The following is an 18066-nucleotide window of genomic DNA, read 5'->3' on the forward strand; positions in this document are numbered from 1 at the left end:
GGCTCTAGACTGAGGCGACCGAATCGACAACGAAAGGGGTGCGACATGGCGAGTCTCTGGCTGTTTTTCCTGGCTTTGGCGGTGGTCTATCTGCTGCCCGGCCCGGACATGATCCTGCTGTTGCAGACCGGTGCCCGCCAGGGTCGCGGCGCAGCGCTGGCCACGGCGGTGGGCCTGGCGATTGCCCGGGGTTGCCATGTCGCGTTGGCCGCGTTGGGGCTGGCGGCGCTGTTCAAGGCGGCGCCGTGGACGTTCGATGCCGTGCGAATCGCCGGGGCGGCGTACTTGCTGTGGATCGGCATTCAATGCCTGCGCACCACGCTGCTGCCGGATCTGAACGCCGGCACCGTAACCGACAGCCATGCGCAGTGGTACGCAGCCATCCGTCGCGGCTTGCTGACCAATCTGCTCAACCCGAAAGCGTTGCTGTTCTGTTCGGTGCTGCTGCCGCAGTTCATCGTGGCGGATGGCGCACCGGTGCTGACGCAGTTTGCAGTGCTCGGCGCGATGCTGGTGGGCGCAGGCCTGCTGTTCGACAGCGCCTACGCCCTGACCGGCGCCGCGCTGGGCCGCTGGCTGAAACACAGCCCAATGGCCCAGCAAGTGCAGCAGTGGCTGTTCGGCAGCCTGTTGATCGGCTTTGCCGTGCGCCTGACGTTCGTCCAGCAGGCTTAGGCTTTGCGAGCCTTACGCTGGCGGCGGGTGATCAGCAACAACGCCACCGCGGTGAAGGCCACGATCGTCCCGATTTGAACGGGCCATTTGTACGGCCGCAGTGTCGAGCGCACCGAATCTGTCACCTGAGTGACGTAGCGCTTGTCGGCATTTTCGAAGTCCGGGTAAGGACATTGATGGCCGAAATCCACGGCCCACAAAACGTACGGCCCTTCATCGACATATCGTTTGTACAACGCGCTCTGCTCTTCCAGGCTGCTGTTCCAGCCCGCCGCCGAGCACAACACAGCGGCAAACGCCTGACTGGTGTGCGGCAGATTATCCGCTGCACGACTGGCCAGCGCCGTGGCAACAAAACGGTAGTGATAACGCTCGTCCGGCTGCGCTTCACTGGCCTTCTGACGTTGCACTTCGGCCTCGCTGACCAGCGGTCCGACTTTCAGCTCGGTGTTTTCCAGACTGTAGTTGCCACCGAAGGTCGCGTAATCCGGGGCCATTTCGTAGCCCAGAATGTCCATGCCCCACTCACGGGCCGTCCACGCGGCATTGAACAGCGCGCTGGCACGCTTGGTCGGCCACCACGCTGAGTCGGCCTTCATGCGCTGCTCGCCATAGAGCCGGGCCTTGTTCTGCAGATCGGCGCTGTCGAAATAGCCGACCGCTTCTTCGTAATGCCCCTCACGCAACAAACGCCGCCCCAGCAGATTTCGCAGACTCGCGGCCACCGGCAGCGGCACGTAATTGTCGCGATCCTGCTGGCTCAGCGCGGGCGGTGCCGGGACGTTGGTATCGACATAGTTTTTCAATTCTTCGACCGTCAGCACTCGCTCGGCCACGGTCGCGGCGTCAAACCAGTAAATGTGCTGGCTGCGATACAACTGGTCGAAGGCCTGCAGGTACTCGCCACGTTGCAGCGCCAGAATCGCGCTCTCACCCTCGACCCGGCATTTGGGCTGCACGCTTTCGAGATTCCAGTCGGCGGTGCGCCGCTCGCCCCAGGACTCGTCCTGCGGGAACGCTTGCGCGGCTTTCGCATAAGCCGCAGCCGCCGCGCTCTTGTCGCCGTCACGCACCGCCAGTTTCGCCCGCAGCCACCACGCCAGGCCGCTGTCGCCAGCGTGTTCGAGGAATGCCTTGGCGCTGGCGTAATCGCCCTGTTGATAATTCATCGCCGCCAGACGATCAGCGTTATCGAGGCTGCCACGCGTGCTCGCTTGCAGGGCCTTGACCAGCTTCTTCTCGTTCGGCGGTTCATCGCCGAACGACCAGCCGATCCGGCTGATCAGCGAGGCGGTCACCAGTTGCTGCACGGCTTTGCCACGCAACAACTTCTCCAGTCGATCCTCGGGCTCTTCGGCCAGATCGTTCATCAACAGCTTCAGCGAGGTGTAGCCGACGTTCGAACCATGCAGGTTTTGCGTGGCGTAGAGTTCGATGGCCTTGTCCCAACTGCCCGCCGTGCGCAACGCGCGTGCTTCTTCGCCAAGGCTGGCCACGCCGAGCTCCAGCGGATCGCTGAAACCGTCGATGCTCAGTTGTCGCGTCTGACGGAAAGCTTCGATGGCGTTTTCCAACGCTTCAAGCGCATCGCCTGCTTCGCTGCTCATGGCAAAGAACGCCCGGCCCAGCGAATAAGCGGCCCAGGTGCTGCGCAACGCGCGCTGATCGGCCGGCAGCGCCAACAACTGGTGGAAATACTCGACAGCCAACTGATGGTCACCGGCACCGAACGCTACGGCGCCCGCCACATACAGACGCAGTTCCGCCGGCAGGCTCGCGCCCTGCACGTCGACCTGACGCGCGTCGGTCAGGCTGCGCAGTTGTTTGACCAGCGCTTGCTGTTCAGGCGTAAGGCCGATCTGCTCGGCCTTGTTGCGCAGATCGGCCGGCTCATCAGGTTCGCCATAGATGTCGTCCGGGTTATACGTGAGCGCAGTAACGTTCTTCAGCCCGGCAATGGTTTTGCCGAGGCGACTGATCTCGAACCTGAAGTTGCCCTCCGGCAGTTCCGCCAGCGATTGCCCGCGATCGTCGAGCAGACGCATCGGAAAATCCGGGCCGCAGGCCAGCGCCGAGCCCAGCGGCAGGCTGAGGCTCAGGCATAGCAGATGGCGGGGCCAGTTACGGGTCAACATGCGAACCTCCTTGATCAATATTTGCGCAGCGTGCCCAACCGATCGCACGCTGCCCGCCCGCCGGCAATCGGCCGTCGCGCAGGCGGGTGAAGGTAAGCAGATCCGCCGTCTGTTGCAACGCATAACCGGCGAGCGCGTCAGCGCCTTCGCAGCCCTGCGCCTTGACGATCAGCCGCGCAGGCCAGGGGTTGTCGAGATTGCCCGGATTTTCGAGGCGGATGTCATAGAGGCCGCTCTTTTCGCTGAACGCCAGCACCGGTTTGCCAACCAGTGAATCGCCCCGGGCAACCGCACGCAAGGTGGTCAGGCTCCACGCCCGGCGGTCGTTGGCCAGCGGCAGACGAAACCAGATCAACCCGGCCAGATGCGGCGGCCGATCTTCGCGCAGCGCTTTGACCAGCGCACTCAATTGCAGCGGATCGGCCAGCAACTCGCGCCGCTTCCCTCCCCGCTCAAGCGACACCTCACTTTCCACCACCGGCGCACCGACGGTGTCAGTCAGCAGCGCCACACCGTAGGCGGGCAATGCCAGATAAAACGGCTTATCGCTGATCCGCCCCCAGGCCTTGGCCCAGCGCTGCGCCTGCTGCGGATCGAACAAACCGCGACGCGGATCGCTGACTGCATGCACCTGCAGCACGCTGCTGTCGACCGTGGCCAGCAATGCCGGTAGCTGCGGGCTGTCGAGCCACGCCGGCAGCGCGGTGATGCTCAACGGCAGCGTCGCCGGCAATGCCGCACGCAGATGACTCAGAAACCCGGCGTAGGCCGGCAGCCTTGCATTGCCGGCATCGTGGTCGATCTCGACCCCGGCCAGCGTGAGCCCTTGCGCGCGCCAGTCCTCCAGCACCTGAAGAATCTGCGCCGTCAGCTGATTCTGATCCAGCGCCTTGAGCTGACCATCGAGCCGGATCACCGCAATCAGCGGCCGCCCATCCTGCTTCAACAATTGCGGATCGATCCGCGCCCGGCTCCAGCCTGCCTGGGGGAAAGCTTGCAACGCCAACACGCGCAAGGTCGAAAAGTCGTTGCGACTGTCCCGCAGCGCGGCTTCGTGGGCCGGGGTCCACTGGCGCTGCCAGACATAAAGTTGCTGATCGAGCGGCGCAGCGTCCTGCCGTTCGCAACCCGCGAGCAGCGCCAGCGCTGTCAGCAAACCGATCAATCGCGTGAAAAAAACCATCAAAAACCCTATCCCTGAAATGCAAAAAGGGCCGTTCAAGGCCCTTTTTCGCGCTGTCGTCTACCTTAGTCAGCCAGCGGCTTGCGGGCAATGATCACCTGACTTTTCGCCACAACGCCGTCCAGTGCTTCCTTGATCTGCGCGCCACGCGGCGAGTTGAGCACCGCTTGCCAGGTCTCGGCCCAGTGGTTGAGCAGCGGGTGATCGGGGTTAGTCAGATCGACGTTGGCGTCCCAGAACAGCAGCATCCACATCGACCAGTAAAACCCGTACTGACTGTGGCTGATGATCTCCAGGCCCGACTCGCTGACCATCGCCTTGAACTGGTCTTCGCTGATGATCCGAATGTGGTTGGGGTGCTCGAAATACGCCGGCGCGGCGATGCCCTTTTGCAGGTCTTCGGAACTCGGGTGGGGCACGCTCAGCAAATACAGCGCGCCCGGCTGGCCAACGCGTACCAGCTCGGCAAGAAACTGCGCCGGGTCATCGACGTGTTCGAGCACTTCAGTAGAGACCACGCGGGTCGCGGTGTTGTCGGCAACAGGCAGCGGATTGCCGTCAGTGACATGGCACTCGACACTTTGCGCCGTGGTTTCACCCAACCGCTGACGAGCGGCATCGATCTTCGCGGCGTCGATGTCGGCGACGATCAAACGCGCGCCACGATTGCCACAGAACTGCATGTTGCCGCCATCGCCACAGCCGACATCCAGCACCGTGTCATCGGCGCTCACCGGGAAGCCTTTGTACAGCTCGCCGGTAGCGTGGTTGAACCAGCCGCTGAGCATCGCGTCGCGCAGGCCGAGTTCGAACGAATTGATCTTGTCGGCCACCGGCGCAGCGATCTGTGCAGGCGTCGCTGTCGTGAGTTTCTTCAAAAGGCTCAGCATGAGGTGGCTCCAGAATGAGGTTCGGCGGTGGACGAAGCGGTTTGCAGCGGTTTGCGGGCGATGATCACCTGGCTCTTGGGCATCATGCGGTCAAGCACCTGCTTGATCGCCGGACCATCCGGCAGGGCCAGCAAGTCTTGCCAGGTGCGCGCCCAGCTTTCCATCAACGGCGGGTACGGCGCCTGGATCCGGTCGCGTACCGCGCCTTCCAGATCCCGCCCCGCCGCCCGTTCACTGGCCCAGAAGAAGATCATGCCCATCACCCAGAAGAACCCGTTGGCCTGGCGATGCTCGATCACCAGCCCGGCGCCCTCCACCAGTTCGGCAAAGCGCTCGGGGGTGAAAATCTGCACATGATTGGGCGACCGGTAATAGCTGTCCGGGGCGATGCCCTTTTGCAGATGCTCACCCACCGGCGCCGGGACGCTCAGCAGGTACAGCGCGCCGGGCCGGCCCATGCGCACCAGCTCGGCCATGAACGGTTCGGGCTCATCGATGTGCTCCAGCACTTCCATGCACACCACTTTGCTCGCGCAACCATCGGCCAGAGGCAGTGGCAGGCTGTTGCTGACCAGGCCCAGATTGTCCTTGTCCGATTGCGCCCGGACCTGACGGGCGAGATCGCGCACCTTGTCCAGTTCGCTGTCGGTGAAGATCACCGAGGCGCCCTGGCGCACCGCGAATAAAGTCGCCACGCCTTCGCCGCAACCGACATCGAGCAACGTATCGTCGGCGCCGATGGCAAACCCCTTGAGCAGTTCACCCGTGTCGCCGCGAAACCAGCCGTCGAGCACTGCGTCGAGCAGGCCGATATCCCGAGGCGAAGCGGTCGCCGTTGCAGGCGCGACAGGTGCAGGAGCTGGCGTTGGTGGCGCAGCCGGAAGCAGACGTCGGATCAAGGCGCGGATCATGAGTCGCTGGCTTCCACGGCCGTCACCGCGCGACGCTCGAACAATTGCGCGAGAAAAGCCTGCAAGCGCTGTTCGGCAACGGCCTGACTGCAGAACGCTTGCAGGCTCAGGACTGCTTGCCCCGACATTTGCGCGTAGCGTTGCGGCTGGTTCTTCGCCACGTCGTAACTGTCGCGGTAGGCCACACAGACCGACGCCCAGTTGGTCATGTAACGCAACGTGCGGAATGCCTTGCGCGGATCGTGAGGCCAGGCGGTGAGTTCATCTGTGGACTCGACCAGAAACGCGTTGTCGGTGCTCAGGTAATCGATCATCGCCGTGGTGCGTGGCGCCACGGCCGGTTTGCCGCAGGACATGAACTCCATCAGCGGCAGGCACTGGCCCTCGCCGTAGGAAGTGTTGACCACGTAACGGGTGGCCTGCACCAGACGCTCGTAGTCCGCGTCCGCGAGGTAGCCATAAATCAGCACGATGCGGCAGCGGTAGGACTGGTTTTTGTACAGGTGATGAAGAATGTCGCCGAGCGCTTCTTCGGGATCGTGGTGTGTGAGCTTGAGCACCAGCGTTGCGTCTTCGACGTCGCGGAATGTCACGCAGAATGCGCTGAGCATGTCTTCCCAATTCTTGCGTCCGTCACCGGGATTGAACACTGACGTGTAGACGACCCCGTCCAGAAACAATTCCTGCTCGCGCACCGGCGCCTTGAAGTCGATGCCCTTGCCACGGCGCAGGTGCTTCGGGCCAAACGCGTCGAGATCGAGCTGACGACTGTCGGCGACCAGCCCTTTGATCGTCAGGCGCACCGGCCCTGTCGAGGGCTGCCCCTGAAGCTGCGAGCCCCGGGCTGCAAAGCGATCCCACACCGGCGCGGGTACCGCGACAATCGGGTAATCGGCGCCCATGGCTTCGCGCACGGCATTGACCGTGTAGGTGGAATGGGTGATCGCCGCGCCGCAGGCCCGCAGCACCGTGCGCCAGTCATTGCGTGGCTCGTTGTCGAAGGGTTCGTTGGGGATGGTGCTGAATTCCCAGGCGAACACCGGCAGCGTCGGACACGCCAGGTGAATCGGCGTGCGGTGCGGCGGCGAGAACGACAGGAACACGCAGGGCTCGCCACGGGACAGGCATTCCAGATACAGCGCATCGACTTCGCGCGCCGGATCGACGACTTCCACCACACGCCCAAGACGTTCGAGCACCGGGCGATATTCTTTGAGCACGAAGTAATAGCTGTACTCCGAACGCCCCAGGTTCTGCGCGATGGTGTGCTGGTTGGTTTCCGAATGAATGATGATCAGCATGAGGCGTTGTCCGTCACGGGGGCGGCATCGGCAGCCAGCGGCACGAGGCCGAAAAAGTCCGCCATGCGCCGCTGCACCGGGGCGAACGCGCAGTAGTCATGCATGCGTTCGACAGCGGCGGCAGACATGCGCGCGTATTCCTGCGGCTGCGCCTTGGCCATCCGGTAGCTGTGCTCATAGGCGTTTTTGAGCGAAGCCCAGTCCGGCCGATAGCGCAGGGTGCGGTAGATGATGCGGGTGTCCTGGGGCCAGATCGTCAGCTCTTCGCTGGACTGCACGACGAAGGTCACCGTGTCGTCGATGTAATCTTCCATGGCCGTGTGATCCGGGGCGATCACCGGTTTGCCGCTGGACATGAACTCCATCAATGGCAGGCACAGGCCTTCGCAGCGTGAGGCGTTCACGTAGAAACTCGCAGCCTGGTAGAGCCGCGCGTATTGCGCGTCGTCCAGGTAACCATGCATCACCAGCACCCGGCAGGCGAACGGTGTCAGCTGCGCGAGCAGGGTCATCAGTTCGCTGTAGTAGGACGCCAGATCGTTCTGGGTGATCTTCAGCACCAGCGTCGCGTCAGACGTTTCGCGAAAGGCCCAGCAGAACGCGGTAATCAGGTGATGCCAGTTCTTGCGGCCATCCTTGGGGTTGAACACGGTCACATAGATCACGCCATCGACGGTGGTTTCCACCACCGCTGATGTATCCGGCAGATCCAGTGGCGGCGGTTCGTCCATCGCCACTTCATGGGGGCCGGCAATGCTCGGCAGGCGTCGTTCCAGCCAGGCGTGGACCTTGTCCGGCATCAGATCGCGAAATCCTTCCCAGTACCCGTGATGCAAATATTTCACCCGGGCCACGGGCTCAGGTTGATCGCTCGGGTTCAACGCCCACAGCCGCAAGTAGTGACGGGCAATGACCAGTCGACGCTTGAATGTCAGAGGTGGCGGACGGCGTGCCTCGATGTCGGCCAGTTGTTCGGCAGTCAGCGGCTTGGGTAACAGGTCATCGGCGCAAAGACCCAGCGTGCGGCTGTCGAAAATGCAGCCCTTGATCGCCAGGGTCGCGCCGGGATTGATCGGCGCACTGACATGCTGCTCACGAATGGCGGCAAAGTTTTCCCACAAAGGCGTCGGCAATACGAGTACCGGAAAATCCTCGCCCATGGCGCGGCGAATCGCGCGGGCGGTGTGGCTCGACAACGTGATGACCCGTCCCTGTCGTGCAAGCATCTGCGTCCAGTCGTGGCGCGGATCATCGTCCCAGGACTCGTCGGGGATCGAATCGAACTCCCATGCGATCACGCAGATCGTGGGGCACTCGAGATCGGTCGGGGTATTTTGCGGCGGCGTAAAAGACAGAAACACACTGGTCTCGCCGGCGGCGAGCAATTGTCGATAGAGCGGATCGACTTCGGCGGTGGCAGACACCACATGCACCCGCCCAAGGCTTTCAAGCACCGGGCGATAGGCCTTGAGCACGAAGTAGTAACTGTATTCGGGACGCCCAAGACTCTGGCTGATGGAGCGGTCGTTGACGTCCGAGTAGAGAATGAAATTCATGGCATCCCACGGTGAAACCGCCATCCCGGCAGCCTCACGCTATGACGGCCAGGCAGCGGATCGAATCGGCTTGGCCGACATTCGTCCAGTGTCCCGGAGCACGTCTTCGTTCTTGTTTTAATGGTCAGATTCACCCGGCTGCCGATTCGCTCCGGCAGTGTTCGGGTAACCGCGACGAGGGGCATTCTAAACACATCCGTCGAGGGTTCGGGAACCGCCCGACGAGAAAAACCGGGCTACGCTGACGAGAACTGACCAGTCACGGTTTGGCCGGTTGAAATTGCTGCGCAATTGGCACAGATTGGCAACCAAACAACTACAACAATGACTTCACCTGTCGTCCTGCCGAATTTCTCCTGCGATCCGACAGTACATTTCCCATAAGCCTGTGGGAAAAGGTGAACGTTAAAGACCAAGGGGTCGCTGTTTGAAAAAAAGTCTGTTCATCACGGGCCTCAGTGGGTTCGTGGGACAACACATCCAGTCACGTCTGCAAAAGGAAGACGCGTCGTGGCAACTGCTGCCTGCCGCCTCTGCCTATGACCTGACAAAACCGGACAGCCTCATCGATCTGTGGCCACAACTGCCCGATGCAGTCATTCACCTGGCTGGCCAGACCTTCGTCCCCGAAGCTTTCCGCGACCCGGCACGTACCTTCGACATCAACCTGCTCGGCACCTTGAACCTGTTGCAGGCACTCAAGGCCCGCGGCTTCAAGGGCACGTTCCTGTATGTCAGCTCCGGCGACGTCTACGGCCAGGTTGAAGAACCCGCGCTGCCGATTACCGAACAACAACCACCCTGCCCGCGCAATCCTTACGCCGTGAGCAAACTGTCGGCCGAATTCCTCAGCCTGCAATGGGGGTTGAGCGAAGGCTGGCCGGTGCTGGTGGCGCGTCCGTTCAATCACATCGGCACCGGGCAGAAAGAAAGCTTCGTCATCGCCAGCGCCGCACGGCAGATCAACCGCATCAAGCAGGGCCTGCAGGCGCCGCAACTGGAAGTCGGCGACATTGATGTCACCCGCGATTTCCTCGACGTCGGCGACGTGGTCTCGGCCTATTTCGCGCTGCTGGAAAAAGGCACGCCGGGACAGGTCTACAACATTTGCTCAGGTCGTGAGCAAAGCATCCGCAGCCTCATCGAACAGATGGGCGACCTGGCCGAGGTCGAGCTGCAACTGGTTCAGGATCCGGCGCGCATGCGTCGCGCGGATCAGCGTCGCGTTTGTGGCAGCCATCAACGGCTCGCCCGGACCACAGGATGGACGCCGCAAATCACTACACAACAATCCCTGCGGGCGATCCTGTCCGACTGGGAGAAGCGAGTACGACAAGAATGACAAAAAGTGCATTGATCACAGGGATCACCGGCCAGGACGGCGCGTATCTGGCCAGACTGCTGCTCGACAAGGGTTACAAGGTTCACGGGCTCGTGGCACGGCGCAGCAGCGACTCGCGCTGGCGCCTGCGCGAGATGGGCGTTGAAGCCGACATCGTTTACCTGGACGGCGACATGGCCGACGCCTGCTCGGTGCAGCGCGCGGTCATCAAGTCGGCACCGGACGAGGTGTACAACCTTGCGGCCCAGAGCTTCGTTGCCGCCTCCTGGGACCAACCGGTGACCACCGGCATCGTCGATGGCCTGGGCGTGACTCACCTGCTCGAAGCGATCCGTCAGTTCAGCCCGCACACGCGTTTCTATCAGGCGTCCACCAGCGAAATGTTCGGCCTGATCCAGGCCGAGCAGCAGGACGAAAACACCCCGTTCTACCCGCGCAGCCCTTACGGCGTGGCCAAACTCTATGGTCACTGGATCACCGTCAACTACCGCGAAAGCTTCAACCTTCACGCCAGCAGCGGCATCCTGTTCAACCATGAATCGCCACTGCGCGGCATCGAATTCGTGACCCGCAAGGTCACCGACGCAGCCGCCCGCATCAAGCAAGGCAAACAGCAGGAGCTGGCCTTGGGCAACATCGACGCCAAGCGCGACTGGGGTTTCGCCGGTGACTACGTCGAAGCCATGTGGCTGATGCTGCAACAGGACAAGCCCGACGACTTCGTGGTCGCCACCGGCGTCACCACCACCGTGCGCGAGATGTGCCGCATCGCCTTCGATCACGTCGGCCTGAACTACCGGGATTACGTGAAGATCGACCCGGCGTTCTTCCGCCCGGCCGAAGTCGAAGTGCTGCTCGGCAACCCGGCCAAAGCGCAGCGCGTGCTCGGCTGGAAACCCAAGACCGACCTCGACACCCTGATCCGCATGATGATGGATGCGGACATGAAACGCGTCGCCAAGGAGTAGGCCATGCTGATCCCCGTGATTCTGTCCGGCGGTGCCGGCACCCGTTTGTGGCCGGTGTCCCGCGAGGGCCATCCCAAGCCGTTCATGATCCTGCCCGACGGCCAGTCGCTGCTGGGCAAGACCTACCGGCGCGCAGCGGCGCTGCTGGACGGCTGGGGCGACATCGTCACGGTGACCAACCGCGAGTACTACTTCCAGAGCAAGGATCACTATCAGGCTGCGCGCCTGTCCCGGCATCGGGGGCACTTCCTGCTTGAGCCAAGCGGGCGCAACACCGCACCGGCCATCGCGGCGGCGGCACTCTCGCTGCAAGCCCTGCACGGCGACGAAGCGGTCATGGTGGTGATGCCCGCCGACCATTTGATCGTCAATGAAGATGCGCTCAAGAGCGCGGTCGAACACGCGGTCAATCTGGCTAAGGACGGTTATCTGGTGACCTTCGGCGTGGTGCCGACAGCCCCGGAAACCGGCTTCGGCTACATCGAGACCGGCGCCCCGCTGGATGCCAGAGGCGCGGCCAAAGTCCAGCGTTTCGTGGAAAAACCCGATCTGCAGACCGCCACCCATTATCTGGAAAGCGGCAACTTCCTGTGGAACTCGGGAATGTTCTGCTTCACCACCGCGACCCTGATCGCCGAGCTGGAGCTGCACGCCCCCGAATTGCTGGAGCAGACCCGCGCCTGCATGGCCGCCAGCAAACCGCTGGAAACCACGGGTTACCTGCAACAGGAGCTGTCGCCGCAACTGTTCGCCGAAATCACCGACATCTCCATCGACTACGCGTTGATGGAGCGATCGGAAAAAGTCGTGGTAGTGCCCGCCGGTTTCGACTGGAGCGACATCGGTTCCTGGGGCGCGGTCGCCGCGCTGGTGCCGGCCGATGCTGACAACAACCGCGCCAGCGGCGAAGCGATCTTCATCGACAGCCGCAACAACTTCGTTCAGAGCGAAGGCCGGCTGGTGGCCGCCGTCGGTGTGGAAGACCTGATCGTCATCGACACCGCCGACGCCGTACTGGTAGCCCACGCCGACCGTGCGCAGGATGTGCGGCGGGTGGCCAAACAGCTCAAGGACAAATCCCACGAAGCCTATCGCCTGCACCGCACGGTCAGCCGTCCGTGGGGCACCTACACCGTGCTCGAGGAAGGCCCGCGCTTCAAGATCAAACGCATCGTGGTCAAACCCGGCGGCAAACTGTCGTTGCAGATGCACCATCACCGCAATGAACACTGGGTGGTGGTCGAAGGCATGGCCAAGGTCACCAACAACGGCAGCGGCACGACCCTGGTGGCGAAGAACGAATCGACGTTCATCGCCGCCGGTCACAAGCACCGTCTGGAGAACCCCGGCGTGATCGACCTGGTGATCATCGAAGTGCAAAGTGGCGAATACCTGGGAGAGGACGACATCGTCCGCTTCGAAGACCAATACGGCAGGACGGTGTGAATGCTGCTTTCCCTGTACCGCTCGCTGCACGACTACCGGGGTTTCATCCTCGGTAGCGTCAAGCGGGAGTTTCAAGCGCGGTATCGCAATTCGCTGTTCGGTGCGCTGTGGACGGTACTCAACCCGCTGTCGATGATCATCGTGTACACGGTGATCTTTTCCCACATCATGCGCGCCCGTCTGCCCGGCGTGGACGACGGCATGGCCTACAGCGTCTACCTGTGCGCCGGGCTGCTGACCTGGGGCCTGTTCTCGGAAATCACCCTGCGCAGCCAGAACATGTTTCTGGAAAACGCCAACCTGCTGAAGAAAATCAGCTTCCCGCGCCTGTGTCTGCCGGTGATCGTGCTGCTCAACGCCGGCATCAACTTCGCGATCATCATCGGCCTGTTCCTCGGTTTTCTGTTGATCACCGGGCGCTGGCCGGGCATGGCCCTGTTGGCACTGGTGCCGCTGCTGGCGCTGCAAGTGCTGTTCTGCGCGGGGCTGGGGATGATCCTCGGCGTGCTCAACGTGTTCTTTCGCGATGTCGGGCAATTGTTCGCCATCTGCCTGCAATTCTGGTTCTGGCTGACGCCGATCGTGTACCCGCTGAGCATCCTGCCCGAGTGGGTGCAGCGCCTGTTGCAGCTCAATCCGCTGACCAATCTGATCGGCAGTTATCAGAACCTGTTTCTCTACGGTCAGTGGCCGGTGTGGAGTTCGCTGCTGCCGATCTTCGTGATCGGCCTGTTGCTGTGCGCAGTCGGCCTGCGCCTGTTTCGCCAGCGGGTCGGCGAAATGGTGGATGAACTCTGATGGGGCACATACGCGTTACCGGCCTGGGCAAGGCCTACAAGCAGTACCCCACTCGCTGGAGCCGCCTGGCCGAATGGCTGATTCCGTTTTCGCCGATCCGCCATCGCCAGCACTGGGTGCTGCAGGATGTGAACTTTGAGATCGCCCCCGGTGAAGCGGTGGGCATTGTCGGGGTCAACGGCGCCGGCAAAAGCACCCTGCTTAAAATGATCACCGGCACCACTCAACCGACCTGCGGCCAGATTCAGCTCGAAGGCCGGGTCGCGGCGCTGCTGGAACTGGGCATGGGTTTTCACCCGGACTTCACCGGCCGGCAGAATGCAGTGATGGCCGGGCAACTGCTGGGCATGCAGGTTGAAGACATCGAAGCATTGATGCCGGACATCGAACGCTTCGCGGAAATCGGCGAGGCCATCGATCACCCTGTGCGTACCTATTCCAGCGGCATGCAGATGCGCCTGGCCTTCAGCGTCGCCACCGCGCGCCGACCCGACATTCTGATCGTCGATGAAGCGCTGTCGGTGGGCGACGCCTACTTCCAGCACAAGAGCTTCGACCGCATCCGCAGCTTCCGCAAGGCCGGTACCACGCTGCTGATCGTGTCCCACGACCGCTCGGCGATCCAGTCGATCTGCGACTCGGCGATCCTGCTCGAAGGCGGCCACATGGCCATGCACGACAAGCCCGAAGCGGTCATGGATTACTACAACGCCCTGCTTGCCGAACGCGAAGGTCAGATCGTGCGACAGGAAACGCTTGCCGGTGGCCAAGTGCAAACCGTTTCCGGCACGGGCGAAGCCGGCATCCTCAGCGTGCGCCTGCTCGATGAACGCGAACGCTCGATTGACGCCGCCGAAGTCGGTCAGCCGGTGACGCTGGAAGTCGAAGTGGAGATCCGCCAGGACATCGAACGGCTGGTGCTCGGCTTCATGATCAAGGATCGCCTGGGCCAGGCCATGTACGGCATCAACACCCACCGTCAGAACCAGGCGCTGGAAGACCTGCGCGCAGGCGAGCGCATCACCTATCGCTTCGCTTTCGTCATGGGCCTGGGCAAGGGCAATTACTCCGTGGCCCTGAGCCTGTCCCGGCTGGATTCGCACCTGGACCGCAACTTCGAATGGCGTGACTACGGCCTGGTGTTCCACGTGATCAACAACCGTCAGGAAGATTTCGTCGGCTGCTCCTGGCTGGGCGCCAGGACCTCGATCACTCGTCATGCGGACAGCCTCGCGGAGCGTGCGCCATGACCCGCCTGCTGGTCGAATGCACCCACGTGTTCAAACACCCGAAGGTCAATTCGGGGATTCAGCGGGTGGTGCGCAACGTCATCAAACAGTTGCCGCCGAGCGCCGAAGGTGTCGAATGCACGCCGGTCATCCTGCTCAAGGGCAAGCTGTACCGTGTGACGCGTCTGGCGCCGCTGGATTCGCCGCTGTTCAATGCCATCGTCACGTTTGGCGAACGCCTGGAACGGCTGGCCCATCGCTTCTGGCAACTGCATCAGCGACTGGACACGCGTTGCCGCACAAAACTGTCACGACGCCTGTTGTACGTCGGCTATCGCCTGACCTCGTTCGGTCTATTCGGGATTCCATTGCGACTGGTCGAGCAGGTCAATCGCTATCAATTGCCTCAACGCTGCGAACCGCTGCAACACCAGCCGGGCGATCAACTGGTGCTCTTGGATTCATCCTGGCATTCGGACTTTTTCCTGCGTGCCGAGCGCCTCAAGCAGGATGGTGTGGGCATCGTTGCGGTGATCTACGACCTGATTCCCCTGTCCCACCCGCAGTTTTACGACACGCGGCTGGTCGAGGTGTACAGCGAGTGGTTCGACTGGATCGCCCGGAATGCCGACGGCTTCATGGCGATTTCCGCCACGGTACGCGAACAGGTGCGTGCAGAGCTGCAACGTCGTCTCGGATCGGCCCAAGCTGATAAACGCTGGTTCGACTACTTTCACCTCGGTTCGGAGCTGGATCTGCAGAGCGTCGAAGCCGCCGTCGAACCACGTCTGCAACAGCTGTTCGCCACGCCAGAGCCGGTGTTCCTGATGGTCAGCACCATCGAGCCGCGCAAGAACCACGACTATCTGCTGGATGCCTTCGACCATGCCTGGGCAAACGGCTCGAAAGCCCGGTTGTGCATTGCCGGGCGCATCGGCTGGAAGTGCGACGCGCTGCTTGCCCGGATTCGCCATCATCCCGAGCTGAACCGACGCCTGTTCATGTTCAACGACTTGAGCGACAACAGCCTCGAACACGCCTACGCCCATGCCAGCGCACTGGTGTTTCCGTCGTTCGTCGAAGGTTTCGGTCTGCCGCTGGTGGAAGCCATGCAACGCGGGCTGCCGGCGATGGGCAGCGACATCCCGGTGTTTCGCGAGATCGGCGGTGAATTCATGGCGTATTTCGATCTGCAATCGCCGCAAAGTCTCTCCGATCTGGTGCAGACCTTTGAGCGCAGCGGTCGATTCCCCGCCGCCCGCGATGTCAGCGACTGGCAATGGATCGGCTGGCGTGAAGCCAGCGCGCAACTGGCCGAGCGTACCGCGCGACATGTGCTGGAGGCGCCTCAGGTGCCAGCGAGGCAACATGCGCATAGCCCTTAACGCCCGAATCCTCCAGGCACCGCGCACCGGCATCGGCCATTACGTGGCCGAACTGGTGAATGCCTTGCACGCGGAAACCGATATCGAGGTGGCGCTGTTCCACGGCTGGGGCTGGAGCTCGCAGCTGCCGGAAGCGGCGATGCCCGGTTATTCGCGCCTGACGCCGCTGCTGCGGCAGATCCCCGGCGCCTATCAGGCACGCCGCTGGCTGGAGCAGAAACGCTTCGATCAGGGCCCTGCGCAACCGGTCGACCTGTATCACGAACCGAGCCTGTGGCCGCTGGCCTTCGATGGCCCGACCGTGATTACCCTGCACGATCTTACGCACCTGCATTTCCCCGAGACCCAGCCGCCGGCACGGCTGCGGGAAATCGAGCGGCGGCTCGCCGACGGCGTACGCCAGGCGCGGATCATTCTGACCGACTCGCAAGCCATCGCTGACGAGGCCCGGGAGTATTTCGGACTGCCTGCCGAGCGCTTCGTGGTTGCGCCGCTGGGGGTCGCCGAACGTTTCCATCCGCGCGAGTCACAAGACATCGATGCAGTGCTCAAGGCCCATGCGGTCGAGTACCGGGAGTATTTCCTCTGCGTCGGCACCCTGGAGCCGCGCAAAAACCTGAACCTGGCCCTGCGCGCCCACGCGCTGTTGCCGGATCTGGTGCGCCAGCGTTTCCCGCTGTTGATCGTCGGTATGGCCGGCTGGCAGCGCGACCAGTTCAGTGAAGAATTGCAGCAGGCACTGGCTTGCGGGCACGTGTGCCTGCTCGGCTACTTGCCCGATGAGCAAGTCGCGCAATTGCTGGCCGGCGCCCGGGCGCTGATTTTTCCGTCGCTGTATGAAGGTTTCGGCCTGCCGGTGCTGGAAGCGATGGCCAGCGGCACACCGGTGGTGCTCACCCGCTCTTCGGCCATGCCGGAAGTGGCGGGAGACGCCGGCAACTATATTGAAGCTGACGATGCAGACGGCCTGCGTGATGCGATGAGCCGACTGATCGATGATCAAGCGCACTGGCAGGCATGCCGGGAAGCCGGATTGCAGCAGGCACGGCTTTTTTCCTGGAAGCGTTGCGCGCAGGCCACGGCCGGCGCCTACCACCAGGCCATGGGAGGTTGAATGCGAGTTCTGCATTTTTTCAAGACGTACCTGCCTGACTCGGTCGGCGGTATCGAGCAAGTCATCTTTCAACTCTGCGAGAGTGGCGCCCAGCACGGCATCGAAGGCCAGGTGCTGACTCTCAGTGCCAATCCCGAACCAGCCGTGGTACGCCTCGGCCAACACGAAGTGCATCGGGCAAAACTGGATATCCAGTTCGCCTCCACCGGTTTTTCCTGGAGCGTGTTCAAGCAGTTTCGCGAACTGGCCGCCGAAGCCGACGTGATCAACTACCACTTCCCGTGGCCGTTCATGGACCTGGTGCATTTCGCCAGCGGCGTGAAAAAACCGACGGTGGTGACGTACCACTCGGACATCATTCGCCAGAAGCACCTGCTCAAACTCTATCGCCCGCTGATGAACCGCTTTCTCGCCAGCGCCGACCGGATTGTCGCGGCCTCGCCGAACTATCTGCACACCAGCGATGTGTTGCAGCAATTTCAGGACAAGACCCGCGTCATCCCCTATGGCTTGAACAAGGCCGGTTATCCACAGCCTGACGTCGAGCGCATGAACCGCTGGCGCCAGCAGCTTGGGGATAAGTTTTTCCTGTTTGTCGGGGTGATGCGTTATTACAAAGGCCTGCACATCCTGCTCGACGCGTTGAAAGACGTGGACTATCCGGTGGTGATCGTCGGCGCCGGTCCATTGGAACAGGAACTGCACGCCCAGGCCGCTGCGTTGGGCCTGCGCAACATTCATTTCCTTGGCCGTCTGAGTGATGAAGACAAGGTCGCCCTGCTGCAACTGAGCTACGCCATCGTCTTCCCGTCGCACCTGCGCTCGGAAGCGTTCGGCATTTCGCTGCTGGAAGGCGCGATGTACGGCAAGCCGATGATCTCCAGCGAGATCGGCACCGGCACCAGCTACATCAATATCCACAACGAGACAGGACTGGTGGTGCCGCCGAGTCATCCACAGGCGTTTCGTGAAGCCATGCGCACCCTGTGGGAAAACCCGGTCCGCGCCGCCGAAATGGGCCTCAAGGCTGAGGCCCGCTACCGGCAGTTATTCACAGCCGATGAAATGGGCCGCAAGTGGACCGAGTTGTATCAGGAGTTGCTGGAGGAAAAGGCGTTGTCCTACGCCTGATC

General features: G+C 62.3%; 15 protein-coding genes. 9 read left to right on the forward strand and 6 right to left on the reverse strand.

Features of this window, described 5'->3' with window-relative positions:
* Positions 1 to 45 precede the first annotated feature (45 nt).
* On the forward strand, positions 46 to 675 hold the full coding sequence (locus tag AC1RT4_RS09325) for a LysE family translocator (protein WP_493085148.1): 630 nt from the start codon (positions 46 to 48) through the stop codon (positions 673 to 675).
* Here AC1RT4_RS09325 and AC1RT4_RS09330 read toward each other — a convergent pair.
* The 6 genes from AC1RT4_RS09330 to AC1RT4_RS09355 form a co-directional block, all read right to left on the reverse strand.
* Positions 672 to 2810: a hypothetical protein gene (locus AC1RT4_RS09330; RefSeq protein WP_493085150.1), complete on the reverse strand. Its 2139-nt coding sequence runs from the start codon at positions 2808 to 2810 to the stop codon at positions 672 to 674. The two genes, AC1RT4_RS09325 and AC1RT4_RS09330, sit on opposite strands and share 4 nt — an antisense overlap.
* Positions 2797 to 3993 (reverse strand): DUF3142 domain-containing protein, encoded by a 1197-nt coding sequence (locus tag AC1RT4_RS09335; protein ID WP_493085152.1) that lies wholly within the window; start codon positions 3991 to 3993, stop codon positions 2797 to 2799. Before AC1RT4_RS09335 ends, AC1RT4_RS09330 begins: the two co-directional genes overlap by 14 nt.
* A gap of 65 nt (positions 3994 to 4058) precedes the next feature.
* A complete protein-coding gene (locus tag AC1RT4_RS09340; protein WP_493085153.1) occupies positions 4059 to 4883 on the reverse strand; it encodes a class I SAM-dependent methyltransferase in 825 nt (274 codons plus the stop codon).
* Positions 4877 to 5794, reverse strand: coding sequence for a class I SAM-dependent methyltransferase (locus AC1RT4_RS09345; protein WP_493085155.1), 918 nt, complete (start codon positions 5792 to 5794; stop codon positions 4877 to 4879). Before AC1RT4_RS09345 ends, AC1RT4_RS09340 begins: the two co-directional genes overlap by 7 nt.
* Positions 5791 to 7095, reverse strand: coding sequence for a glycosyltransferase (locus AC1RT4_RS09350; RefSeq protein ID WP_493085157.1), 1305 nt, complete (start codon positions 7093 to 7095; stop codon positions 5791 to 5793). Before AC1RT4_RS09350 ends, AC1RT4_RS09345 begins: the two co-directional genes overlap by 4 nt.
* Positions 7089 to 8651 (reverse strand): glycosyltransferase, encoded by a 1563-nt coding sequence (locus tag AC1RT4_RS09355; protein WP_493085159.1) that lies wholly within the window; start codon positions 8649 to 8651, stop codon positions 7089 to 7091. Before AC1RT4_RS09355 ends, AC1RT4_RS09350 begins: the two co-directional genes overlap by 7 nt.
* A gap of 427 nt (positions 8652 to 9078) precedes the next feature.
* On the opposite strand from AC1RT4_RS09355, the gene AC1RT4_RS09360 reads away from it, so the two are divergent.
* From AC1RT4_RS09360 to AC1RT4_RS09395, 8 genes are read left to right on the forward strand one after another with little or no spacing between them, the layout of a single operon-like run.
* The gene (locus AC1RT4_RS09360; RefSeq protein ID WP_493085161.1) at positions 9079 to 9993 is read left to right on the forward strand and encodes a GDP-mannose 4,6-dehydratase; all 915 of its coding nucleotides are present in this window, start codon (positions 9079 to 9081) and stop codon (positions 9991 to 9993) included.
* Positions 9990 to 10961: a GDP-mannose 4,6-dehydratase gene (gene gmd / locus AC1RT4_RS09365; RefSeq protein ID WP_007954189.1), complete on the forward strand. Its 972-nt coding sequence runs from the start codon at positions 9990 to 9992 to the stop codon at positions 10959 to 10961. The genes AC1RT4_RS09360 and gmd overlap by 4 nt, the downstream gene beginning before the upstream one ends.
* 3 nt (positions 10962 to 10964) lie before the next feature.
* Positions 10965 to 12407 carry a mannose-1-phosphate guanylyltransferase/mannose-6-phosphate isomerase gene (locus tag AC1RT4_RS09370; RefSeq protein ID WP_493085163.1) on the forward strand — a complete coding sequence of 481 codons (1443 nt, stop codon included), beginning with the start codon at positions 10965 to 10967 and terminating at the stop codon, positions 12405 to 12407.
* Positions 12408 to 13205: an ABC transporter permease gene (locus AC1RT4_RS09375; RefSeq protein WP_115079779.1), complete on the forward strand. Its 798-nt coding sequence runs from the start codon at positions 12408 to 12410 to the stop codon at positions 13203 to 13205.
* Entirely contained in the window at positions 13205 to 14455 is a 1251-nt protein-coding gene (locus tag AC1RT4_RS09380; RefSeq protein WP_493085166.1) for an ABC transporter ATP-binding protein, read from the forward strand. The genes AC1RT4_RS09375 and AC1RT4_RS09380 overlap by 1 nt, the downstream gene beginning before the upstream one ends.
* Positions 14452 to 15819, forward strand: a complete 1368-nt coding sequence (locus AC1RT4_RS09385; protein WP_493085168.1) for a glycosyltransferase family 4 protein — start codon at positions 14452 to 14454, stop codon at positions 15817 to 15819. The genes AC1RT4_RS09380 and AC1RT4_RS09385 overlap by 4 nt, the downstream gene beginning before the upstream one ends.
* Positions 15803 to 16933, forward strand: a complete 1131-nt coding sequence (locus AC1RT4_RS09390; RefSeq protein ID WP_493085171.1) for a glycosyltransferase family 4 protein — start codon at positions 15803 to 15805, stop codon at positions 16931 to 16933. Before AC1RT4_RS09385 ends, AC1RT4_RS09390 begins: the two co-directional genes overlap by 17 nt.
* Complete coding sequence (locus AC1RT4_RS09395; protein WP_493085173.1) at positions 16934 to 18064, forward strand: glycosyltransferase family 4 protein; 1131 nt, start codon at positions 16934 to 16936, stop codon at positions 18062 to 18064. It abuts the gene before it with no gap.
* Positions 18065 to 18066: the final 2 nt, after the last annotated feature.

Source organism: Pseudomonas sp. GW821-FHT11D10 (genome assembly GCF_058808435.1).